Origin of the sequence: Moritella sp. F3 (assembly GCF_015082335.1) — a bacterium.
Lineage (GTDB): Bacteria > Pseudomonadota > Gammaproteobacteria > Enterobacterales > Moritellaceae > Moritella.
This window is the reverse complement of sequence record NZ_BLRL01000003.1, coordinates 388,518-408,232: the sequence shown is the minus strand read 5'-3', so window position 1 is coordinate 408,232 and position 19,715 is coordinate 388,518. Positions and strand designations below refer to the sequence as shown.

Sequence of the window (19,715 nt, the reverse complement as noted above, 5' to 3'; positions counted from 1 at the left end):
CTCAATTCATGCAAATGATAATTATTATCGTTTGCATTGTATAGAGAGATTTAGAAAAAAGATTAACGATTTGGTGCAATAATTGAAAAGTTCAAATTATTTTAGCTTCGAGGTTCGATTGGGAGCCAATATTCCATATAAGAAGCAGAGTCTTCAGGATCGTAATTAGCCGGATAGATCTCCAATTCATAGCCATCAATACTGTCATAATCTGAATCCGGTATCCAGTGTGAAAATAACCAAGCAAGTACTTGTTCTAATTGTTTAATTGGCCCAGTAAAAGGTATCACAGCGTACTCTTGAGCAGGTACTTTAATCGTATCTAATGACGTCGAACCACATAAAGAATCCGCGGTACAACCGGCCCAATAAGGGATCGCATCTATATCATCTTTTGCTTGAATAACACCGATAACACCAATCAGCTCTATATTATCCGCGTTTGATGAACTTTCATTCAATACGGACAGCATCTCAGCTTTAGGCAAGTTATCGACAAATTCAGACCAAATAAGCGGGACTTGTTGCTGGTAATTAGGTGTTAATGAAAACAGCCCTGAAATAACACCAGATGTGCAGTGAAGCGTAAATTCCGGACGTGCTTCAATACGGATTTGTAATAATCTGGCCGCCAAATCAAAACTATCTAACACGCGAGAACAGAGCTTGATGGGTGTGCGTAATCCAAGCCGTTGACCACGACGCCTATACGCTATAGGTGAATGCGCAAACATATTTTTAAATGTACGACTAAAACTCACTTCAGAGCTAAATCCGAGCGCTAACGCGATATCAACAACCCGATGTTTACTGCCTAATAAACGCTCCGCAGCTAAACTCAGTTTCAATTCTCGAACATATTGTGCGAGATTCAATCCCGTTTCAAGGTGGAATACGCGTTGTAGCTGCCAGCGTGACCAACAGCTTTTATCCGCTAACATTTCGACTGATAACGGTTGGTCTATGTTTTCATTGATAAAATCCAACAACTTTTCGATGCGGGTAAAACGGTTCACTTGTTTTTGGTTTTCTTTTTGCATCGTACGCACAATACCTTTGGTCAACAACCGAGGGAAATAAGAGAGTTTATAAAATCCATTATAAGAATAATTCTCATTTGTGCAATAAATCTGGAAAATAAATAGTGGCTACCCACCCTTTGGCATGTCAAAGCTAATGCCTTGTGCTAAAGGTAATTCACTGCCGTAATTAATGGTATTGGTCATACGACGCATATAAGCCTTCCATGCGTCAGAACCACTTTCTCGCCCGCCTCCCGTGTCTTTTTCACCGCCGAATGCGCCACCAATCTCGGCACCTGACGTACCTATGTTGACATTAACCAGTCCACAATCAGAACCTCTAGCGCTAACGAACACTTCCGCTTCCATCATGTCTTTAGTGAAAATAGCGGAAGATAGACCCTGACTAACACCATTTTGGATCGCCAACGCCTGTTCAAGGGAATCATAACTGTGCACATAAAGTAACGGCGCAAAGGTTTCTTGTTGGACAATTTCGGCACTAGGATCAATATCGATAATCGCGGGCGTAATATAAAACCCGTGTTCACCTTGACCTTTGTTGCCTAAATTCGATATTTGTTGGCCACCGGTAATAAGCTCTCCCCCTTGAGCGATAGCGGTATTAATACTGGCTTTCATCATGTCGACAGCTTGCTGGTTAACCAACGGTCCCATTAAATTACTGCTATCAAAGGGGTCGCCAATACTCACTGTTTTATAAATCGCCTCTAACTTGGTAAGCACTTGATGCTTTAAACTACTGTGTACAATCAATCGGCGTAATGTAGTACAACGTTGACCGCTCGTCCCTAAGGCTGAAAAGGTGATCGCCCGAATCGCTAATTCAAGATCGGCACTTGGGCAGACGATCATGGCATTATTACCACCGAGTTCTAACAAGGTTCGTCCCATCCTCGCCGCAACGCGACAATTAACCGCACGCCCCATTGCACATGAGCCTGTCGCAGAAACCAAGGCGATATCTTTATGATCCACCAATTGCTCTACTTGCGGTTTTTCACCAAACACAATACTGCTCAGTTCAGAATTAGCGCCGAACTCTTTAATCGCTGATAATAATAATTGATGGCAGGCTAAACCACTGAGTGGGGTTTGGCTCGAGGGTTTCCAAATAATACTGTTACCACAAATCAAGCTAATCGCCGCATTCCAAGCCCACACAGCCATAGGAAAGTTGAACGCTGTAATAATAACAACTGGACCTATTGGGTGCCATTGTTCCATCATCCTGTGATTAGGTCTTTCAGTCGCAATCGTTAACCCGTAAAGCTGTCGAGACAGACCCACCGCAAAATCGCATACGTCAATCAGTTCTTGCACTTCGCCTAGGCTTTCTTGAAATGGTTTACCGGCTTCAAGGCTAATAATGGTGGCCAATTGGTGCTTTGCAGTACGTGCTTTTTCGGCAAACAATCGTACGAGTTCACCACGTTGCGGTGCTGGCACGCTGCGCCAATGATAAAACTCTGCTTTTGCACTTGCTATGATCTGTTTGATAGCATCCGGCTCGGCATGGCTGATAGACACAAATTTCTGACCATCATTAGGGCTAATCACATCCACCGTCACATCTACAGTTGCATCGTTGTCAAAACGCTGCCCACCAAGGTAAGCACTACCGTAGTGTTTATCTTGGCTATAAAAATCGCCTAACACTGTCTTTAAAATTGCTTCATGCATGTGATTATCCTCGCTGTTAAAACTAAAAACTAAAAGTTTAAATACTTAATTCTGCATCGCGATACGCTTTCGCAAAGTCATTCGCTAAGAACTCATCAATGTTTAATGTTTCTTGTTCGACGAAACCTTGTCTTGATTCACGACCATTTAAAATCAGATCAACAGTCGTCACAGCAGCACTCGCAGTCGATATTTGAATGGCACTTTGCTCTGCGGTATGTCGGAGTAAAAAGGTGCGGCTACACTGCTTTAACCTATCATCGACATAACCTGTGGCCACCACCGAAATCAAGACCAGATCTTGCATCGTGGTTGCGACGGAACTTTCAAATATCTCCATCAACATATCGCGGCGCTTGCCCTCTTCCCCTAGGCGTAAGTCATGAAACAAGAATTTCATTAACTTGCAATGGCCAGGATAACGGATGGTTTTATAAGTCAGTTCTCGTAATTCTCCGTCCAAGGAATAACATAGATTAGCCAGACCGCCGGAGGTATTAAACGCCTCATATTCGACACCCGAAATAGAAAACACCTCACGTCCTTCGAGGGGTTCCGTTAAGGTGGGAACATGGTTTTTAATGGATTCACAAGGATTGGCATACTCGTTAATTAAGCCTTCGGTAGACCATGTCAGGTTGTACATCATTTGATTGGATGGATACTCAGGTAGCGCGCCAACACGTAATTTCAGGGTATCAAGACGGTCGAAGCGATGCCGGAAACTGTAACCCAAAATACCGATAAAACCAGGGGCTAACCCACATTGGGGCATAAATACCTGCCCCGGCGCAGCAGCAAGGGCAATTTCTTTAATCGCTTGAGTACAGCGTACATCTTCAGTTAAATCAAAATAGCTACAACCATGATCAAGCGCGGCTTGGGCAACATAGGGATTATCATTAAAGGTAAGTGCTGAGATCACCGCATCTTGCCCTGCCAGCAAGGCGCCATAATCTCTGGTCTCAGGGGATGTATTGGGTAATAGTTCGGTTTTAAATTGCTCACTAAAATGTGCCACTGCAGAGGGGTTAATATCAGCGCCAGTAACATCATAACCATCGTGGCGATTTAGGATCTGGGCAATTGCACCACCAATCCTGCCTAGCCCTAAAACAACAATGCGTTTTGTCATTAAAAACTCCTTATTACGAGTGTTAATCGCTAATTATCATCGTCTGATGCAACCCCGCCTAATATTGATTTCATGCTGGTTGATTCAAATATTTTATCTGCACTACTTGGCACAAATCCTTGGTATAACTGACCATCTTCTTGGGTGAAACGTTGAGCGAATTCATAATAACAACTGCTAATAGGCTGTTCGCCAGCATCTTTAAAATCGATTAAACAGGTGTCAGCCATTGTTGAGGCTTGAATTAATAAATCGCTAGGTTTGCCTTTTATCACGCCACCAGCACTATTAAGTTCATAACCCTGTTGCTGTAGCAGTTCAACTACTTGTGATAAGTCAGGCGTGCTATTTAAGTGGTTAATAAAAATAGTGAAGTGATTAGCGCGTAAGCCCCACACTGACAGCCAGGCTGCATATTCCGATTCTACGGCTAGCGTTTGATAATCGGCATAACTTGGTAACTGCCATAGTCGTCCTGCGCTTAATAAAGGTGAAAGCCCCGAACTTGATTGGTCAATTAACGGCGAGCTTAATGTCTTATGTCCTTGCTCGATGATGTCTTGGATTATTACTTGAGCTTGGTTTGATAATTCACGCCAGCGTAATTCACTGATGAATATTTTAGTCGGTGACTGATCATGGATATAACAACGGGCATCGAGTTTTTTTACTTCAAATTGATAGGAGTCTAATAGCCGATAGCCTAGCGATAAGATCTCATCTTCAACAATATCAAGACTAATGTGAGAATCGGCAAACGTACGAAACGCGACATGGTCATTCACCAAGGTCTCGCCTCTGCTTTCAAATAATTGGTGTATAGCTAGAGCCTGTGGACTAATCTCACTGTATTGCTGCCAGAGTTTATCGAAAAAATTATCCAAAATGGACATGTGACATCCTCTTATTTAGAGCGAATTATCAGTGTTTTAATGATGCATTTTTATAATACTTAGAAAGAAAGATAGGTGATGAAAGACTGTTTCGCTAATATATGGCTGTATAAAAGAGACTTCGGAGGGGTTTTTAATGGCATTATTGAACGGGGCTAATGTAGGCATCGATATGTGACAGGACGGACCCCCCCCCTGTGTGAACATCAAATGGCGTGACGAGAAAAAGTAAAAGTGTTTCAAATGGGAGCATCATTTCTTCCTTGAAGATGTAGATATTGATATGACAGTAAATGTCACGCCCTGTTAAGGAGCATCTTGAGCATGACTAAAACGCTGCCTTGTCACTAAGCCCCACTTTTCATCAAGATACTTGTCTTCAACAAAAGAGCCTGATGTGTAGTCATTAACGACATTCTGCCAGAACTTAACAGCATGTTCAGCACCAGCTACTTGCTTAATTTCCCAAGACCCTTCGAGACGTTCAAAAATGTTTGATATAAACAGCTTACCAATTTTGTTTTTTCGAAAACAGGGTAATACATAAAAATCACAGATCTCAAATTCGTTTGGTGATTTTTCCAAAATGGCTGTAAGAGCCGCAGGAACCCCATCTTCATATAATAAGTAACCGGAAACATTACCTTCAATTTTTGGGTATATTTCAAACAACCCATTTTCATCAGGTTTGTCTTCTATGATTTTTGAAAATTCAGCCGCATAGCCTTGATACAAATTAGCATATACATGCTTATTGCTACTATCCACATTTACTATTTGCATAAGTAATTCTCTATAAAGTTGTTCATAAACTTATCTATAAGATTGATAAACATTGAGGACTAAGTGCTCAATAACATTATGAACGATATTTCGGTTTACTTCATTAGGAATTAAAAAATTAAGCCATGATCTAGCCGTCGTTTTATTAACCTACATGACATTAGTCAATTACTTGAGTAAAACACTTGGTTATAGTGACTGGGTATTTGAATTAACACTAAATTGATTGAACAAAGAGGATATGATTATGAGTTGTTGTGGTGGCTGCGGCGGACAAGATGTAGAAGAAACGAAAAAACCTGAAGAAACAGAACAAGATTCAGAATAGTCATAATTAATGATGTAGAGTCGTGAAACAGATTGACTCGTTAAAAGAGGCCTTACTTAGAAAGTAGGGTCTTTTGCTATAAAGGGGTCGCTAAAACTTGTGTCCAATAGATACTATAATACGAGCTGTTATTAGTATAAGACGCCATGCCCATCTCCGTGTAGTCTGCATCCATAATATTCAAGCAATGCCCTTTGCTGCCTAACCACCCCGTAATGACTACACTCGCTTCAAGCTGTCCTGCTGCTATGTTTTCACCTGCAGCACGCCAATTATACCCTGCAGCATAAGTCCGCTCCCCTACCCGATCACCTTGTTTATCGCGATGATTAAAATAATCGCCATCTGCCATATTCTTTGAATGACCAAACGCAGATTGTTGTAATTGTGCATTCCAGACCACAGGCGCAACAGCTGGCATTCTGCGCCCACCACAAGTATAACCACTAACACGCGCAGCATTTACCGCTGCAAGCATCTTGCGTTTAAAACCTGGTGTCGGCTCAGGACCCAGCCTTCTTGATGGTTTTGATACGGGGGGAGCCACTTGTTCAACCGCTTTATCCGGTAATACAACCTCTCCATCCTTATTATCATATTGGCCATTACTAACGCAGGCTGTAAGTAATACCGCCATTACGCAAGTGATGATCCATTTCGATCTTAACTTCGCTATCGATTTCGTTTTACCTTGCCCAAATTTACTCATTCGCCCTCTCGCCGTTATTTTACAATATGTAGACTACTTTAACGCCAACAGTTGCTGTAAACGCACGGGTTCGCGCTCAATCTGTTTAAGCGCTTGCTTGAAGTTACGTCTTAAGTAACCTTTCAAATTACGGGTCGCGTCACTAGTTGAAATACCTTTTAATCGGCAAAACAACGCCAAGGCAAAAATAACATTATCTTCAGATAACGTGGCCTGTCGATTTGCTTGTGCGTTATAACAACTACCGCACCCGCCTCTAAAAGTATAAGCCGAATTCGCCATCATCACACCAAAGCCCATAAAAATAGCCACGATTTCGGTACTAGCATTAAAATCCTCAGCGCCACCTGGAGGCAATTGCTGTGACTGCGCCACCACATGTTGCGCTAAATGATGCGCATAACTTGAAGCGAGATCGCCAGGCTTAGAGGCTTGTTGAGGATTATACGTCATGGCTAAAGGCTGTGAAGCAACCAGTGCAGGTAAAGAATGACTTTCTGACGAATCACGCAGCACTGCCGATAAATCAAGTAATGCAGGAGGCTGGGGACTAAACAATTGCGGTGCTTGTAACTGTAGCGGCCAATGACTTAATCCAGCATATTTAACCACATGATTAAAAATGGTTTCTGCCATACCGTGGCGGCTATCAATATTACCGGGAAAGAAGTCATTCGTAGGTTGGATCAACTGACTACGCTGAAAAAATTCTTGATGGTCGAAATGGGTTAGTGCCCATTCGAAAGTGTCAAACATCCACTCACAACTGACGTCGTCGATAAGAGGCTTAGAACGAAAAAAATTCAGCATTGGCTATCATTCGGTAATAATTAGATAACAAACATCATATCCTAACTCTTATTACCAACCAATAAACCAATGCTATTTTTTATAACTGCTTACTTTTTATAACTGCTTTACTTTGTAACCAGCTGATTGTAATTGCTCCAGTAAACCATCTTTGCCAACTAAATGTAACGCACCGACTAATACCAATTCAGTCTGTTGATTGCTAAACATAGCTTCAATCTGTGGCAACCAGTTATTGTTACGTTGTACTAATAACGATTGATAGATATCTGGAAAATCAGTAATCAAAGGCGTTATTGCAAGATCTTCTAGTGCTTGAGGATCACCATCTCGCCACGCTGTTTTCATATCAACCATAAAGGTCGGTAATGTTTTTATATCTTCAAGGCTATAACGGATCAGCTCATCTTCTTTACCTTTACCTAACCCAGCAATAAATGCTAACTGCTCTTCAACTGTCTCTAATTTACCTAAAGGTTTACCATCAACAACAGCCTTGTTGTTATAGAATTTATCCACTCCCAGACCAGTAAAGTTGAGTCTTTGCAGCTCAACCATGGTTAACATTAACGAGATCATGCTCGGCTTAAAATTATTAATAACCTGCATGCCAATACCACGCGACTCACAAAATGCGGTTAATTGCTGATATGTTTCGGGGCTTAAATGCTGAGACACATTTTGACCTTCAGGATAAGTAAGCTGACTTAGCATCGTTTGCTGAAACGCAGGGCTGTCTAATTTCGCCATATCGGTTTCTAATACCAGCACATCCGTCAATGCATAAGCGCGATCGAATTCTGCAGGTAACGGGTAATCATCTGTTGTTAGCACATGTACTGTGCCGCCAAGGTAGATACTGTTTTTTCCATCTGTTACCTGCCAAACCGATGAGGTTGCATTCGCCGTACTCACAACGCTCAAGCCGCTCAATAATAACAGCAGAGAAAAACCATAAGATAATTTAGCTAATTTCATTAACGCCTCTATTTTAATCAAGTTGATAGCCCTGAATGTAGTTAAGTTTACAGCTCTAAATTTGGCTACATTTAAAAGCCCACAATACACAATTACTGCTTTACTGGCATGACTGGTTTTATTAACGACAAGAAAAATGCAGCTGAAATAACTGATGAACCAAACAACATACACATGATCATAATTTGATAGCGTACCGCGATAAAAGGCGAAACACCGGATAAAATTTGTCCCGTCATCATCCCCGGTAAAGACACGAGACCAACCGCGAATAAAGCATTAGTAATCGGTATTAACGAGGCTTTTAAAGCGATACGACGTGCCACGAGATAATCTTCACCGCGTACCATTTCTGCATGTAAACGTTCCGCAGACAAGCTCACGCTATTCATCGCATTAGCAAACGCCATTCCCGCTAGCGGCACCATGTATTGCGGGTTGTACCAAGGGTCTAATCCCAATACACCTGCACTCATGACAAATAAAGTAAAGCCACCACCAAGTGTTACAGACAGTAATGCATACTTGTACATTTTCCAACGTTGGTCGGGCACTGCACCTAACGCAATCCAACTCGATGCGACGACCATCACCAGCAGCACAATAACGACGATGCCCGCGCTGTGCGATTCGAAAATATATGATAAGAAATAACCAATGAGCAATAACTGGATCAGCATGCGGGACAATGCATACAGGCCATTTTTAATCGGCAAGCGCCACTGCATTAAGATACCTAATGCCACCAGCACAGGGATAAACGCAAAGGCTAAATTAGAAAACGAGATCACCTGAACCGCGTTACTCATTATTGTCCACCCGTTACAGGTTGCACTGGAATATCTGAAGCGGCATACAAGGCATCAATATTAATAATACGAATATGGCCTCTTTTCTCTTCAATTAAGCCTTCTTTAGCCAGCTTTTTAAGTAAACGCGAAAACGTTTCAGGTTGGATCGACAATAATGACGCCAACGTACGTTTCGGTATATCAAGTTCAATAACACCTTCATTACCGTCTTTGTCTTGAATATTCTGCATCAAGAATAACAATAACCGGTTTTTGGCATTTTCGACCGACAACATTTCAATCTCATACAGATCATGATGTAAACGAATACTCATGTTCGCCATGATCGCAATGCCCGCTTCAGGGTTACTTTTTAAGATCTTCAAGTACGTATCATTATCAAAGGTTATCAATTCACTTGCTGATACAGCTTGCGCAGCAACGGGATAAAACGGTTTATTATTAAACATTAATGCCTCGGCAAAGGTGTTCCCTTCACGCATTAATTCCACGACTTTCTCTTGTCCACTCGGGCTGGTGCGGTAAAGTTTGAGGTGCCCGCGTAACACTAAATAAAATCGACTGGCTTTATCACCTTGATGAAAGACATTTTCTAATGGCTCGATTTTACATGTTTTCGCAGTACTAAAGAGCTGCTGAAATTCAGCCTCAGTAAGCGCTGAAAACAAATGATGAGCTGATACTGTATCGATGATATGACTGTCGGTGATCATGAAATCCAACTTATAAATACGGATGTTATCTGTAATAGGATAGAAGATATCGTAAGCAGATGATAAGAACCAACATAATGCCATGATTTTGCTTTTAAACAAACGTTCTCATCGTGACAATTCACCACAGAGCACCGACTAATTTGACCTGGTACCTAAAAGTAACGGATTTATCTATTATTAATATCAATAATAAATCTTCTATGCTACCGTCCAGCGGTTTGCTTAAAATGGAGATAAAAAAATGCAAGTTTTACTCGGCCTACAAATGCTTTTTGTTGCGTTTGGTGCCCTCGTACTGGTTCCTCTACTCACTGGTTTGGATCCAAATGTTGCTCTTTTCGGTGCTGGTCTTGGTACCTTAGTTTTTCAAGTCATTACTAAACGTTCTGTCCCTGTGTTTCTTGCATCCTCGTTTGCTTTTATCGCTCCTATCATGTTTGGTGTACAAACATGGGGTATCGCAAGCACGATGGGTGGATTAATGGCTGCTGGTTTCACTTATGTATTGCTATCTGTCGTGATTAAATTTCGTGGCGTAAGCATTATTCATAAATTACTACCGCCTGTTGTTGTTGGTCCTGTGATCATGGTTATTGGCCTTGGTTTATCCCCTGTTGCTGTTAATATGGCGATGGGTAAAACCGGTGATGGTTCAATACAGCTCATTGATAATGAAATTGCGATTATCATTGCGGCAATATCACTATTTACTACGATTGCGGTCAGTGTATTTGGTAAAGGTCTGCTTAAACTCATTCCGATTATGGCTGGTATTTTAGCGGGTTATACCGCAAGTCTTGCCTATGGCATTATTGATTTCACACCTGTATCTCAAGCGAGCTGGTTAGCGCTGCCAAACTTTACTTTCCCTGAGTTTAACATCAACGCTATATTATTCATGATCCCTGTTGCACTAGCACCGGCCATTGAACACGTTGGTGATATTCTGGCAATCTCTAACGCTACAGGTAAAGATTACCTGAAAAAACCGGGTCTACACCGCACGCTTGCTGGTGACGGTGTCGCAACAATGGCAGCGTCAATGTTTGGTGCGCCACCGAATACGACATACAGTGAAGTAACTGGTGCAGTGATGCTAACGAAAGCATTCAACCCTATCATCATGACATGGGCAGCGGTGATCGCGATTGTGTTGGCTTTTGTTGGTAAGTTAGGCGCTTTGTTACAAACATTCCCTGTACCAGTAATGGGCGGGATCATGATCTTGTTATTTGGTACCATCGCAACCGTAGGGCTAAATACTTTGATCACCAATCGCGTTGATTTACATAAATCACGTAACTTAATCATTGTAGCTGTGACACTGGTGTTTGGTATTGGTGGTATGGCGTTTGGTATCGGCGATTTCAGCCTTCAAGGTGTAAGCCTTTGTGGTATCGTAGCGATTATTCTGAACTTAGTATTGCCTAATGAATTAGGTGATAATCATGTTGTTGATAAAGTAGAAACGAAATAATACTACTTTAAGCGAAAGCTAATTTAAACAACATATTAAAAGTAAGTAATGAACAAAGCACGTTATAGCATTGAACCTATAACGTGCTTTTTTATTAGCTATAAAGCGAGCGGTTTCGACGTATCGTATACCAACTCATAATAATGATTGTTGTTATATTCAAATTCTTGAATAACTGTCAGATCTAGTTTTTTAGTATGCGCCGCATAAGAGCGTGGATTAACCTTATTAATAAAAGTCACTAAGATAGGGTAGCGCTTCGCCATATGCTCTCGAGCAAAATCAAAGATCGTTTCTAACGCACCCGTACCACGGATACTTTTATCGATACACACAGGGCCATATTGATACGAATTATCAACCGTTAAGGTTTGACCTAAGTAGGTTAAGTTATGCAGATCTTTAATCATATGCGCAAACATCGGCCAGTTAGACCAAAATGTCCAAGACGCAGCCATGACATAGGCGACAACCTTACCATCTTTACGGGCAATGAACAGTCCGCTTTCTTCGGTAATTAAGCGTGTTAACTCTTCTTTTGTAAACGGCGTAGTCACAAAACCATCCGCTTTGTCTTCCGCAGCAATCGAATCAACTTGGTATTTATAATGAAGTGTTAATGTATCTTCAATATCACTTAATTCAGCTAATTTTAACTGCATGTTTACGCTTCCTTTTATTGCTATATCATGTCCAACTAATGGCACAAATATAACATTATCTTGATAAAGGGATCCAGCGATAAACAACAGCACAGCTAATCAGCGATTAAACTGTGCCCTAATAAATAACCCTGATAAAGAGTTATTTTGGAAAACCAGCAAAGGTAGGTGCAGTTAGCGCCACATCATACCAAGGCGCACGTTCATGCCAAAAGATATTATCTTGAGGTGCAACATTCAATACCGTATCTTCATTCAGATCTAATGACCCAGCAGGCACAATTAAGGTTTTACCTTTATTGACTAAATACGGCACACCCGTACCACATTCGGTACAAAATACGCGAGCGAAGTGACGGTTCGGATAATCGAAACGTTTGGTCTTATCTATCCCTGACAGCCAATTGATATGCTCGGCCTGACAGAATAAATTGGATGCATGAGCAGAGCCAGTGATCTTCTGACATTGTTGGCAATGACACAAATGAAACTGACTAAAGTCATTCTTCACTTCAAATTTAACTTCGCCGCATAAGCAGCCACCCGTTATTTTACTCATCGTGATTTCCTTATAATGTTATACCTATAGACAAGCTAACTATCACCAATACGGAAGCCTATTTTGAGCGTCACTTGAAAATGCCCTACTGCGCCATCAACAATGTGGCCACGGGTTTCAACGACTTCAAACCAATCCATATTCTTAACCGTCTTACTACATTCGGCCAAGGCATTATGAATAGCGTCTTCAATACTGGTTTTAGATGAACCAACCATTTCGATCTTTTTATAGGTATGATGATTTGACATAACTCACTCCAATTAAGCATAAAACAACCTAAGTGTAAATATAGCTCGGTATTGCTATGATGGTTACAACAAGGAGGTTCCATGTTTAAATCATTAAGTACATTGTTAACCAAAGCTGTCTATGCGCCCATCATCATTGCACAAGGCCGTTATGTAAAGAAGGTCACACCAAAGCTACCAGAGGCGTCAGGCGAGCGCTCAGGTTCCGTCGGTGAAGGGCAAAAAATACGACTACTGATTGTTGGTGATTCAGCTGCAGCAGGCGTTGGCGTAGAGCATCAATCACAAGCATTAGCAGGACACTTAGTGTCTGCATTAGCCGATTCCTATCAAGTTGACTGGCAGTTATTAGCAAAATCAGGACACACCACATTAGATAGCTTGAAAATGTTATCAGTTCAGCCACCGCAAACGTTCGATATTATCGTCACGTCACTAGGGGTGAACGATGTCACCGGTTCGTTATCCGCATTAACCTGGATAACACAACAGCAAGATCTCATCACTCAATTACGTACGCAGTTTAATTGCCAACAGATCCTTATCACCCAAGTGCCACCTATGGGTCAGTTTCCTGCACTACCGCAACCACTACGCCGTTATTTAGGCGGAAGATCTTCGCAGTTTAACCGTAAGCTAGCACAGCTCATTACAAGCCAAACTGATTGCCAGTTAATCAACATTGACGGCGAGTTAAATCAACAAGACATGGCAGAAGATGGTTTTCACCCTGGGGCTGTTATCTATCAGCACTGGGCAGACATTGTCGCTGAGAAGATACATGCTACCGTGAAAATAAAAGAACAATAGAACAGCAAATAATATATCCATCGAAATATAACAAGGCGATGCAGAAGATTAACATATGGTGTCATCAAGATATAAAGCACTGTATAAACCACTGTATAAAGTACTATGCAGACACTCTGTATCGCTCTAATCAATATCCTATTAACGTCCCTAGCCATAATTCCCCAGCTCTCTCCCCTAAAACAATAACACCATGAAATAAACTTAAGCGCATGATAAATAACAATTAACATGCATTAAAGCTGAATGGGTTAATATAATGTTGAATATAAAAAGTAATAAATACTTGCAAACACCAGCCTAAAATACTACTGTATATAAAACCACTGGATGTAACAACAGGTAGATGACCATGCAAACTAAATCTTTTATGTATAACGCGAACATATCTGCACAGAGTAATAATTTCCTTCATGCTGATGACACCGTAATTGAAGATAATCATGGTCAATGGACTGCAATCATTGCCCCGCCAATGACGCTTACCGCAGCACTGTTGTCACAGCATGGTATTAGCGCAAATAGTGCATTAATCATCCACAAGGCTAAAATCAATAATAAATTCCACACTTTGTTGAAAGCGGCCCAAAGCCCGACCATTTCAGCAGTCGTGACGTGGGATGACGAGTTAACTGCAGATGAAATATTCCAAGTTAAAGCGACGATGAAAAGCTATAACACAGAGTGTGTGATACAGAACAATAAAAAATTACACTAAAGAAACATATACTTGCTATATTTAGTTATTAAATCAGAATATTGAATAACGACTAGATAGAGCAAGGGCTGCCGATGAAGATCCTCATAATCGATGATTCCAAGATTGAACGAGTCATTATTCGTTCGTACTTACAACACCTTGATCACGAAGTCTTTGATGCAGAGAATGGAGAAACTGGTATCGCGATGTTTGCTGAATGCAATCCCGATATTGTGTTGCTCGGAGTGGTCATGGTTGGTATTAACGGTTATCAAGTCGCTGCACAAATTAGAGATAAATTCACCGACTGGGTGCCGATTATCTTTTTGAGTGGCAAAACAGCACCTGAAGATATCATGATCGGCATTGAAGCCGGTGGTGATGACTACTTATCAAAACCAATTAAAAAGCAAATACTCATCGCCAAAATGGCGGCAATGGAACGCATTGCCGCAATGCGAACACAGCTTTTACAAACAACCAAGAAATTGGAAATTGCGAATGAAGAGTTAGAACGTCTCGCAACACTCGATGGTTTAACCGGTATTGCCAATCGTCGACACCTAGATATCACCATTGCTAAAGAGCTAGCGCGAGCACAACGCTATGCACAACCACTGACTTTCATCATTGCAGATATCGATTTCTTTAAAAAATACAATGATCACTATGGCCATATCCAAGGTGACGAATGTTTAAAAGCTGTCGCATCGATACTCGATAGTTCACTGCGCCGCCCTTCTGAACTCGTTGCCAGATATGGCGGTGAAGAATTTTGTATGTTACTGCCTAATACCGACATAAAAAATGCTAAATTGGTTGCTGAAAAGTTAGTTAATGCAGTGCGTTCACTTGAATTTAGGCATGAAGGTATAGATAAACAGGCAATCGTAACGATGAGCTTTGGGGTGATGAGCCTTGTTCCAAGTCGAGATGTAACCGTCAAAGAGTTGATGTTACAAGCCGATGAAAAACTCTACCGAGCAAAAGAGAATGGCCGAGACCAATGGGTTATCTAAAAAGTTAATCATATAAAAACAGATAATATAAAAAAGGGAAGCACATGTGCTTCCCTTTTCATTTCTATCAATTAACTATCAATTAATCATGATCAATCTACTACAAAGCCGCTTTAAACTCTGCAAATGCGATTTTAACGCGTTTAATTGATACCGGATAACTTGTCCCCAATTGCTGCGCAAATAACGATACACGCAATTCTTCGAGCATCCAGCGCAGTTTTAATAACTCATTCTGCTGAGCAAGCGTTAAGCGTGGCATTTTAGTCAGCTGAATATAGCTCGCTGTTAATGGTTGAACCTCAACCGCATTACCGCGATCGCGAATAGGATCAATCTTAAGCTTATTCAAGCGGTGTTCAATCGCACTAATGTAACGCTGTACATCGGCTAATTTGTTAACCCCTGTATGAGTCACAAAACCACTGTAAATAAGCGCCGCTAATTGCGCTTTAATATCACCGTTAGCGACAATCATATCCAGCGACACTTTGCCTTTAAGCTGCTTATGCACTTGGTGAGCGGCAGTTAGAATTTTCTCAACCTGCTTGGCAACCTCCACCGTTTCATCTGCAATATTAGCGCGTACTAATTCTTTCAGCGTTTCGAAACTTTCGGCATCACTTGGTGCTGGTTGCTTAGCTATAATGCTATCGACCGCACAAGAAATACAATCGTGGATCAAATCCGTTACTTTACCAAATGGATTAAAGTACAGGCCAAGCTTGGCTTTATTCGGTAATTTCTGCTCAAGATATTTAATCGGTGACGGTACATTAAGTAAAATGAGTCGACGTAAACCCGCTCTTGCAGCAACCGCAGCATCTTCTTGATGATCGAACAGCTTAATTTCAACCGAGTTTTTATTATCAACTAAGGCTGGGTAAGCTTTAACTTCGTAACCACCGTGTTTTTGTTTAAACTCTGTTGGTAATTTACCAAAGTCCCAAGTAATCAGGTCTTTTTTCTCAATACCTTTATCAGCTACTTTCACTAAGGTTTGTTGAATATTACCTTGTAATTTTTGCTTTAGCGCACCGAGGTCATCACCAAAACTGATCTTATTTAGATTCTCATCAACGATCTTGAAATGCATTTTAAGGTGCGTTGGCAGCGTTAATAATTCCCACGCATCTTGATCTAAACGTACACCTGTCATACGTAACAACTGCTTATTCAAGCTCGCCGCTAAATCACCTTGACTCGGATCCATATTTTCTAATGCAGCGCCCGCATAGTTAGGGGCTGGCACAAAGTTACGACGTAATGTTTTTGGTAATGCCTTGATCATCGTAATAACCAATTCTTCACGTAGCGCAGGGATCTGCCAATCAAAACCTTGTTCATTAATTTGGTTTAAGATCGCCAACGGAATTATCACCGTCACACCATCTTCAATAGTACCCGGTTCAAAGTTGTATTCCAGTTTAAACTTAAAGCTGTTTTGACTCCAAAACTCTGGATAACTCTGTGCTGTAATAGACTCAGCATCATGTTTCATCAAACGCGCTTGCGTTAATGTTAATAGCTCTGGTGTTTGCTTGATCTCTTTTTTCCACCAGCTATCAAAATGACGACCTGAACAAACGTGTTCAGGAATAACATCCGCATAGAAGCCGAACAGATCATCATCACTGACCAAAATGTCACGGCGACGCGATTTATGCTCGAGTTCGTGAATACGCTCCACTTCAGCCATATTGTGCTTGAAGAACGCATGTTTCGTATTGAACTCACCTTCAACTAAACCACTGCGAATAAATATTTCACGACAGAGCGCCGGATCAATTTGGCTATAGTTAACCATGCGCTTAGGCACAATAACTAAACCGTACAGAGTCACTTTTTCGGCAGCAACAACTGCTGCACGGCGTTTTTCCCAATGCGGTTCACTGTAACTTGATTTGTTTAAATGCGCAGCCAGCGGTTCAATCCACTCAGGTTGGATCTTCGCGGCAATACGACCAAATAAGCGTGATGTTTCCACCAACTCAGCAACCATTACCCACTTAGGTTGTTTTTTAAATAAACCTGAACCGGGGAAGATATTAAATTTACTGTTACGTGCGCCAGTATAATCTTGATCTTTATCTTTAAAACCAACGTGGCTCAGCATTCCCGATAACAGTGCTTTGTGGATGTTATCACTGTTGCTGATCTCGCCCTCTTCGTTAAGCTTGACGGGATTAACGATAAAGCCAAGCTCTCTCACCACTTGCGACAGTTGCGAGTAAATATCTTGCCACTCACGCACGCGCATATAAGCCAGGTAATCTTTCTTACACAAACGGCGGAATTGCGATGACGATAATTCATCTTGCTGCTGTTTGACGTAATTCCAAAGATTCAAGAAGGTGATGAAATCTGATTCTTTATCATAAAAACGACGATGTTGCTCATCGGCCGCTTGTTGTTTTTCCATAGGACGTTCACGAGGGTCTTGAATCGACAAGGCCGCAGTAATAATCATTACTTCATTTAAACAACCATTGGTATTTGCTTCCATCACCATACGGGCAAGTCGTGGATCAATCGGCAACTTAGCCAACGCGATACCCACAGGTGTCAGGCGTTTATTATGATCAGCGTTACTGATATCAATCGCACCTAACTCTTCCAGCAGTTTTAAACCATCGGTAATATTACGGCTATCTGGCGGCTGTACGAATGGGAAATTGGCAACGTCTCCTAACCCTAATGCATGCATTTGCAAAATAACTGATGCAAGGTTAGTACGCTGGATCTCTGGATCTGTGAATTCTGGACGATTATTAAAATCTTCTTCACTGTACAGGCGGATACAAATACCCGCACTCACACGACCACAACGACCCATACGCTGATTTGCACTTGCTTGTGATACGGCTTCAATCGGCAAGCGCTGTACTTTAGTGCGGTAGCTATAACGGCTAATGCGAGCAGTACCTGGGTCAATAACATACTTGATGCCCGGTACTGTTAATGATGTTTCAGCCACGTTGGTCGCTAAGACGACACGACGGCCAACATGGCTTTGGAAAATTCTGTTTTGCTCTGCATTCGTCAAACGCGCGTATAGCGGTAGCACTTCGGTATCACGCAGTTTTAACTTGTTTAACGCATCGGCAGTGTCACGGATCTCACGTTCACCGTTAAGGAAAACCAGAATATCACCGAGGCCTTCGCTTTGCAGTTCATCAACCGCATCAACAATGCCTTGGATTTGATCACGTTCGTGACCATCTTCTTGCTCTGCTAGCGCGTTATAACGTACTTCAACAGGATAAGTACGACCAGATACCTCAATCATAGGCGCATTATTAAAGTGCTTAGAAAAGCGCTCAGGATCGATTGTCGCAGAGGTAATGATCACTTTTAAATCAGGTCGACGATTAAGTAGCTGCTTTAAATAACCAAGAATAAAATCAATGTTTAAACTACGTTCATGGGCTTCATCGATAATGATGACGTCATATCGACTTAAAAAACGATCTTGTTGGATCTCGGCCAGCAAAATACCGTCGGTCATTAACTTGATATAACTTTTCTTGCTGACGTTATCGTTAAAACGGATCTTATAACCAACATGCTCACCAAGCTCAGAGTCAAGCTCTTCAGCAATACGATTGGCAACAGTACGCGCAGCCAGTCGTCTTGGCTGTGTATGGCCAATCATGCCGTCAATACCTAACCCGAGGTCGAGGCATATTTTCGGGATCTGAGTGGTTTTACCCGACCCCGTTTCACCGGCAATAATTACCACTTGGTTATTTAGAATAGCGTTGGCAATATCGTTACGTTTCTGACTAATAGGCAGAGACTCAGGATAAGAGACTACAGGTAAGTTATCAATACGCGACTGACGTAGGCTTGCCGATGCTGCAATATCTTGCTGCAGTTTATCAACGGCTTTCTCTTGCTTTTCAGCAGGTAATTTTTGCGCAGTTTGCAAACGACGTTTAAAACGAAAACGATCCGCGTGCATACAGTTAGATAGCTCAGCTGTCAGGGATTTTAAGATACTCTGCATAATAGTTAGAAAGCGCCCATTAACTTTAGGATAAAAGCGAAATACTATGCCAGTATCTATCGAATTTCAAATGATTATTGGATTTCAAATGAAAAGCCTTACAGTTGCTAGTTTACAATCACTTTAAGACGCTGTTGCGGGACACTTTTTAGTCGATTAGACCGCTATCAAGGAAATATAAATTCAATAATAAACGGCAGTAATTATTTACACATGGCATCAATAAAATGCTTAGACACGCCACAAACACCTCAAAATGAGTAGTTAACACCTAGCTTTACAAGCTGTAACGATTTATTTACAGACTCCCGTGCCACTAGTTTATTTATGCATATTTA

General features: G+C 41.4%; 18 protein-coding genes. 4 read left to right on the top strand and 14 right to left on the bottom strand.

Annotation, left to right across the window (positions count from 1 at the left end; genetic code table 11):
- Window positions 1-101: 101 nt before the first annotated feature.
- From JFU56_RS08105 to JFU56_RS08060, 10 genes are all read right to left on the bottom strand, one after another.
- Window positions 102-1,040, bottom strand: a complete 939-nt coding sequence (locus JFU56_RS08105) for a helix-turn-helix domain-containing protein (RefSeq protein ID WP_198436772.1) — start codon at window positions 1,038-1,040, stop codon at window positions 102-104.
- Window positions 1,041-1,148: 108 nt separating this feature from the next.
- The gene (locus JFU56_RS08100; protein WP_198436771.1) at window positions 1,149-2,726 is read right to left on the bottom strand and encodes an aldehyde dehydrogenase family protein; all 1,578 of its coding nucleotides are present in this window, start codon (window positions 2,724-2,726) and stop codon (window positions 1,149-1,151) included.
- Between the two features lie 37 nt (window positions 2,727-2,763).
- Window positions 2,764-3,861, bottom strand: coding sequence for a saccharopine dehydrogenase family protein (locus JFU56_RS08095; protein ID WP_198436770.1), 1,098 nt, complete (start codon window positions 3,859-3,861; stop codon window positions 2,764-2,766).
- A gap of 29 nt (window positions 3,862-3,890) precedes the next feature.
- A complete protein-coding gene (locus tag JFU56_RS08090) occupies window positions 3,891-4,754 on the bottom strand; it encodes a DUF1338 domain-containing protein (RefSeq protein ID WP_198436769.1) in 864 nt (287 codons plus the stop codon).
- A 306-nt stretch (window positions 4,755-5,060) separates the two neighbouring features.
- Complete coding sequence (locus JFU56_RS08085; RefSeq protein ID WP_198436768.1) at window positions 5,061-5,537, bottom strand: GNAT family N-acetyltransferase; 477 nt, start codon at window positions 5,535-5,537, stop codon at window positions 5,061-5,063.
- 404 nt (window positions 5,538-5,941) lie between these two features.
- Window positions 5,942-6,574: a CAP domain-containing protein gene (locus JFU56_RS08080; protein ID WP_198436767.1), complete on the bottom strand. Its 633-nt coding sequence runs from the start codon at window positions 6,572-6,574 to the stop codon at window positions 5,942-5,944.
- A 33-nt stretch (window positions 6,575-6,607) separates the two neighbouring features.
- Window positions 6,608-7,384 carry a hypothetical protein gene (locus tag JFU56_RS08075; protein ID WP_198436766.1) on the bottom strand — a complete coding sequence of 259 codons (777 nt, stop codon included), beginning with the start codon at window positions 7,382-7,384 and terminating at the stop codon, window positions 6,608-6,610.
- 96 nt (window positions 7,385-7,480) lie between these two features.
- Complete coding sequence (locus JFU56_RS08070; protein WP_198436765.1) at window positions 7,481-8,362, bottom strand: TraB/GumN family protein; 882 nt, start codon at window positions 8,360-8,362, stop codon at window positions 7,481-7,483.
- 92 nt (window positions 8,363-8,454) lie between these two features.
- Window positions 8,455-9,171 carry an ABC transporter permease gene (locus JFU56_RS08065; protein WP_198436764.1) on the bottom strand — a complete coding sequence of 239 codons (717 nt, stop codon included), beginning with the start codon at window positions 9,169-9,171 and terminating at the stop codon, window positions 8,455-8,457.
- Window positions 9,171-9,989 carry a Crp/Fnr family transcriptional regulator gene (locus tag JFU56_RS08060; RefSeq protein ID WP_242065916.1) on the bottom strand — a complete coding sequence of 273 codons (819 nt, stop codon included), beginning with the start codon at window positions 9,987-9,989 and terminating at the stop codon, window positions 9,171-9,173. The genes JFU56_RS08065 and JFU56_RS08060 overlap by 1 nt, the downstream gene beginning before the upstream one ends.
- A 142-nt stretch (window positions 9,990-10,131) precedes the next feature.
- On the opposite strand from JFU56_RS08060, the gene JFU56_RS08055 reads away from it, so the two are divergent.
- Window positions 10,132-11,367, top strand: coding sequence for a uracil-xanthine permease family protein (locus JFU56_RS08055; RefSeq protein WP_198436763.1), 1,236 nt, complete (start codon window positions 10,132-10,134; stop codon window positions 11,365-11,367).
- 98 nt (window positions 11,368-11,465) lie between these two features.
- Here the strand turns inward: JFU56_RS08055 and JFU56_RS08050 are convergent, their stop codons facing one another.
- The 3 genes from JFU56_RS08050 to JFU56_RS08040 form a co-directional block, all read right to left on the bottom strand.
- Window positions 11,466-12,029 (bottom strand): GNAT family N-acetyltransferase, encoded by a 564-nt coding sequence (locus JFU56_RS08050; protein ID WP_198436762.1) that lies wholly within the window; start codon window positions 12,027-12,029, stop codon window positions 11,466-11,468.
- Between the two features lie 142 nt (window positions 12,030-12,171).
- Window positions 12,172-12,588, bottom strand: coding sequence for a GFA family protein (locus JFU56_RS08045; protein ID WP_198436761.1), 417 nt, complete (start codon window positions 12,586-12,588; stop codon window positions 12,172-12,174).
- A gap of 35 nt (window positions 12,589-12,623) precedes the next feature.
- Window positions 12,624-12,839, bottom strand: a complete 216-nt coding sequence (locus tag JFU56_RS08040; RefSeq protein WP_019442776.1) for a dodecin — start codon at window positions 12,837-12,839, stop codon at window positions 12,624-12,626.
- An 81-nt stretch (window positions 12,840-12,920) separates the two neighbouring features.
- Here JFU56_RS08040 and JFU56_RS08035 point away from each other — a divergent pair, with 81 nt between their 5' ends.
- From JFU56_RS08035 to JFU56_RS08025, 3 genes are all read left to right on the top strand, one after another.
- Entirely contained in the window at window positions 12,921-13,649 is a 729-nt protein-coding gene (locus JFU56_RS08035) for an SGNH/GDSL hydrolase family protein (protein WP_198436760.1), read from the top strand.
- A 352-nt stretch (window positions 13,650-14,001) separates the two neighbouring features.
- On the top strand, window positions 14,002-14,367 hold the full coding sequence (locus tag JFU56_RS08030) for a hypothetical protein (protein WP_198436759.1): 366 nt from the start codon (window positions 14,002-14,004) through the stop codon (window positions 14,365-14,367).
- A 74-nt stretch (window positions 14,368-14,441) separates the two neighbouring features.
- Entirely contained in the window at window positions 14,442-15,368 is a 927-nt protein-coding gene (locus JFU56_RS08025) for a diguanylate cyclase (RefSeq protein ID WP_198436758.1), read from the top strand.
- 100 nt (window positions 15,369-15,468) lie between these two features.
- Here JFU56_RS08025 and hrpA read toward each other — a convergent pair whose 3' ends face one another.
- Window positions 15,469-19,377 carry an ATP-dependent RNA helicase HrpA gene (hrpA, locus tag JFU56_RS08020; RefSeq protein ID WP_198436757.1) on the bottom strand — a complete coding sequence of 1,303 codons (3,909 nt, stop codon included), beginning with the start codon at window positions 19,375-19,377 and terminating at the stop codon, window positions 15,469-15,471.
- Window positions 19,378-19,715 lie beyond the last annotated feature (338 nt).

Bases quoted from the DNA above. Each gene is read 5' to 3' on its own strand.
- hrpA (WP_198436757.1), bottom strand. From the start codon at position 19,377: ATGCAGAGTATCTTAAAATCCCTGACAGCTGAGCTATCTAACTGTATG.
- JFU56_RS08100 (WP_198436771.1), bottom strand. From the start codon at position 2,726: ATGCATGAAGCAATTTTAAAGACAGTGTTAGGCGATTTTTATAGCCAA.
- JFU56_RS08045 (WP_198436761.1), bottom strand. From the start codon at position 12,588: ATGAGTAAAATAACGGGTGGCTGCTTATGCGGCGAAGTTAAATTTGAA.
- JFU56_RS08025 (WP_198436758.1), top strand. From the start codon at position 14,442: ATGAAGATCCTCATAATCGATGATTCCAAGATTGAACGAGTCATTATT.
- JFU56_RS08040 (WP_019442776.1), bottom strand. From the start codon at position 12,839: ATGTCAAATCATCATACCTATAAAAAGATCGAAATGGTTGGTTCATCT.
- JFU56_RS08075 (WP_198436766.1), bottom strand. From the start codon at position 7,384: ATGCTGAATTTTTTTCGTTCTAAGCCTCTTATCGACGACGTCAGTTGT.
- JFU56_RS08085 (WP_198436768.1), bottom strand. From the start codon at position 5,537: ATGCAAATAGTAAATGTGGATAGTAGCAATAAGCATGTATATGCTAAT.
- JFU56_RS08070 (WP_198436765.1), bottom strand. From the start codon at position 8,362: ATGAAATTAGCTAAATTATCTTATGGTTTTTCTCTGCTGTTATTATTG.
- JFU56_RS08065 (WP_198436764.1), bottom strand. From the start codon at position 9,171: ATGAGTAACGCGGTTCAGGTGATCTCGTTTTCTAATTTAGCCTTTGCG.
- JFU56_RS08080 (WP_198436767.1), bottom strand. From the start codon at position 6,574: ATGAGTAAATTTGGGCAAGGTAAAACGAAATCGATAGCGAAGTTAAGA.
- JFU56_RS08105 (WP_198436772.1), bottom strand. From the start codon at position 1,040: ATGCAAAAAGAAAACCAAAAACAAGTGAACCGTTTTACCCGCATCGAA.
- JFU56_RS08035 (WP_198436760.1), top strand. From the start codon at position 12,921: ATGTTTAAATCATTAAGTACATTGTTAACCAAAGCTGTCTATGCGCCC.
- JFU56_RS08055 (WP_198436763.1), top strand. From the start codon at position 10,132: ATGCAAGTTTTACTCGGCCTACAAATGCTTTTTGTTGCGTTTGGTGCC.
- JFU56_RS08090 (WP_198436769.1), bottom strand. From the start codon at position 4,754: ATGTCCATTTTGGATAATTTTTTCGATAAACTCTGGCAGCAATACAGT.
- JFU56_RS08095 (WP_198436770.1), bottom strand. From the start codon at position 3,861: ATGACAAAACGCATTGTTGTTTTAGGGCTAGGCAGGATTGGTGGTGCA.
- JFU56_RS08050 (WP_198436762.1), bottom strand. From the start codon at position 12,029: ATGCAGTTAAAATTAGCTGAATTAAGTGATATTGAAGATACATTAACA.
- JFU56_RS08030 (WP_198436759.1), top strand. From the start codon at position 14,002: ATGCAAACTAAATCTTTTATGTATAACGCGAACATATCTGCACAGAGT.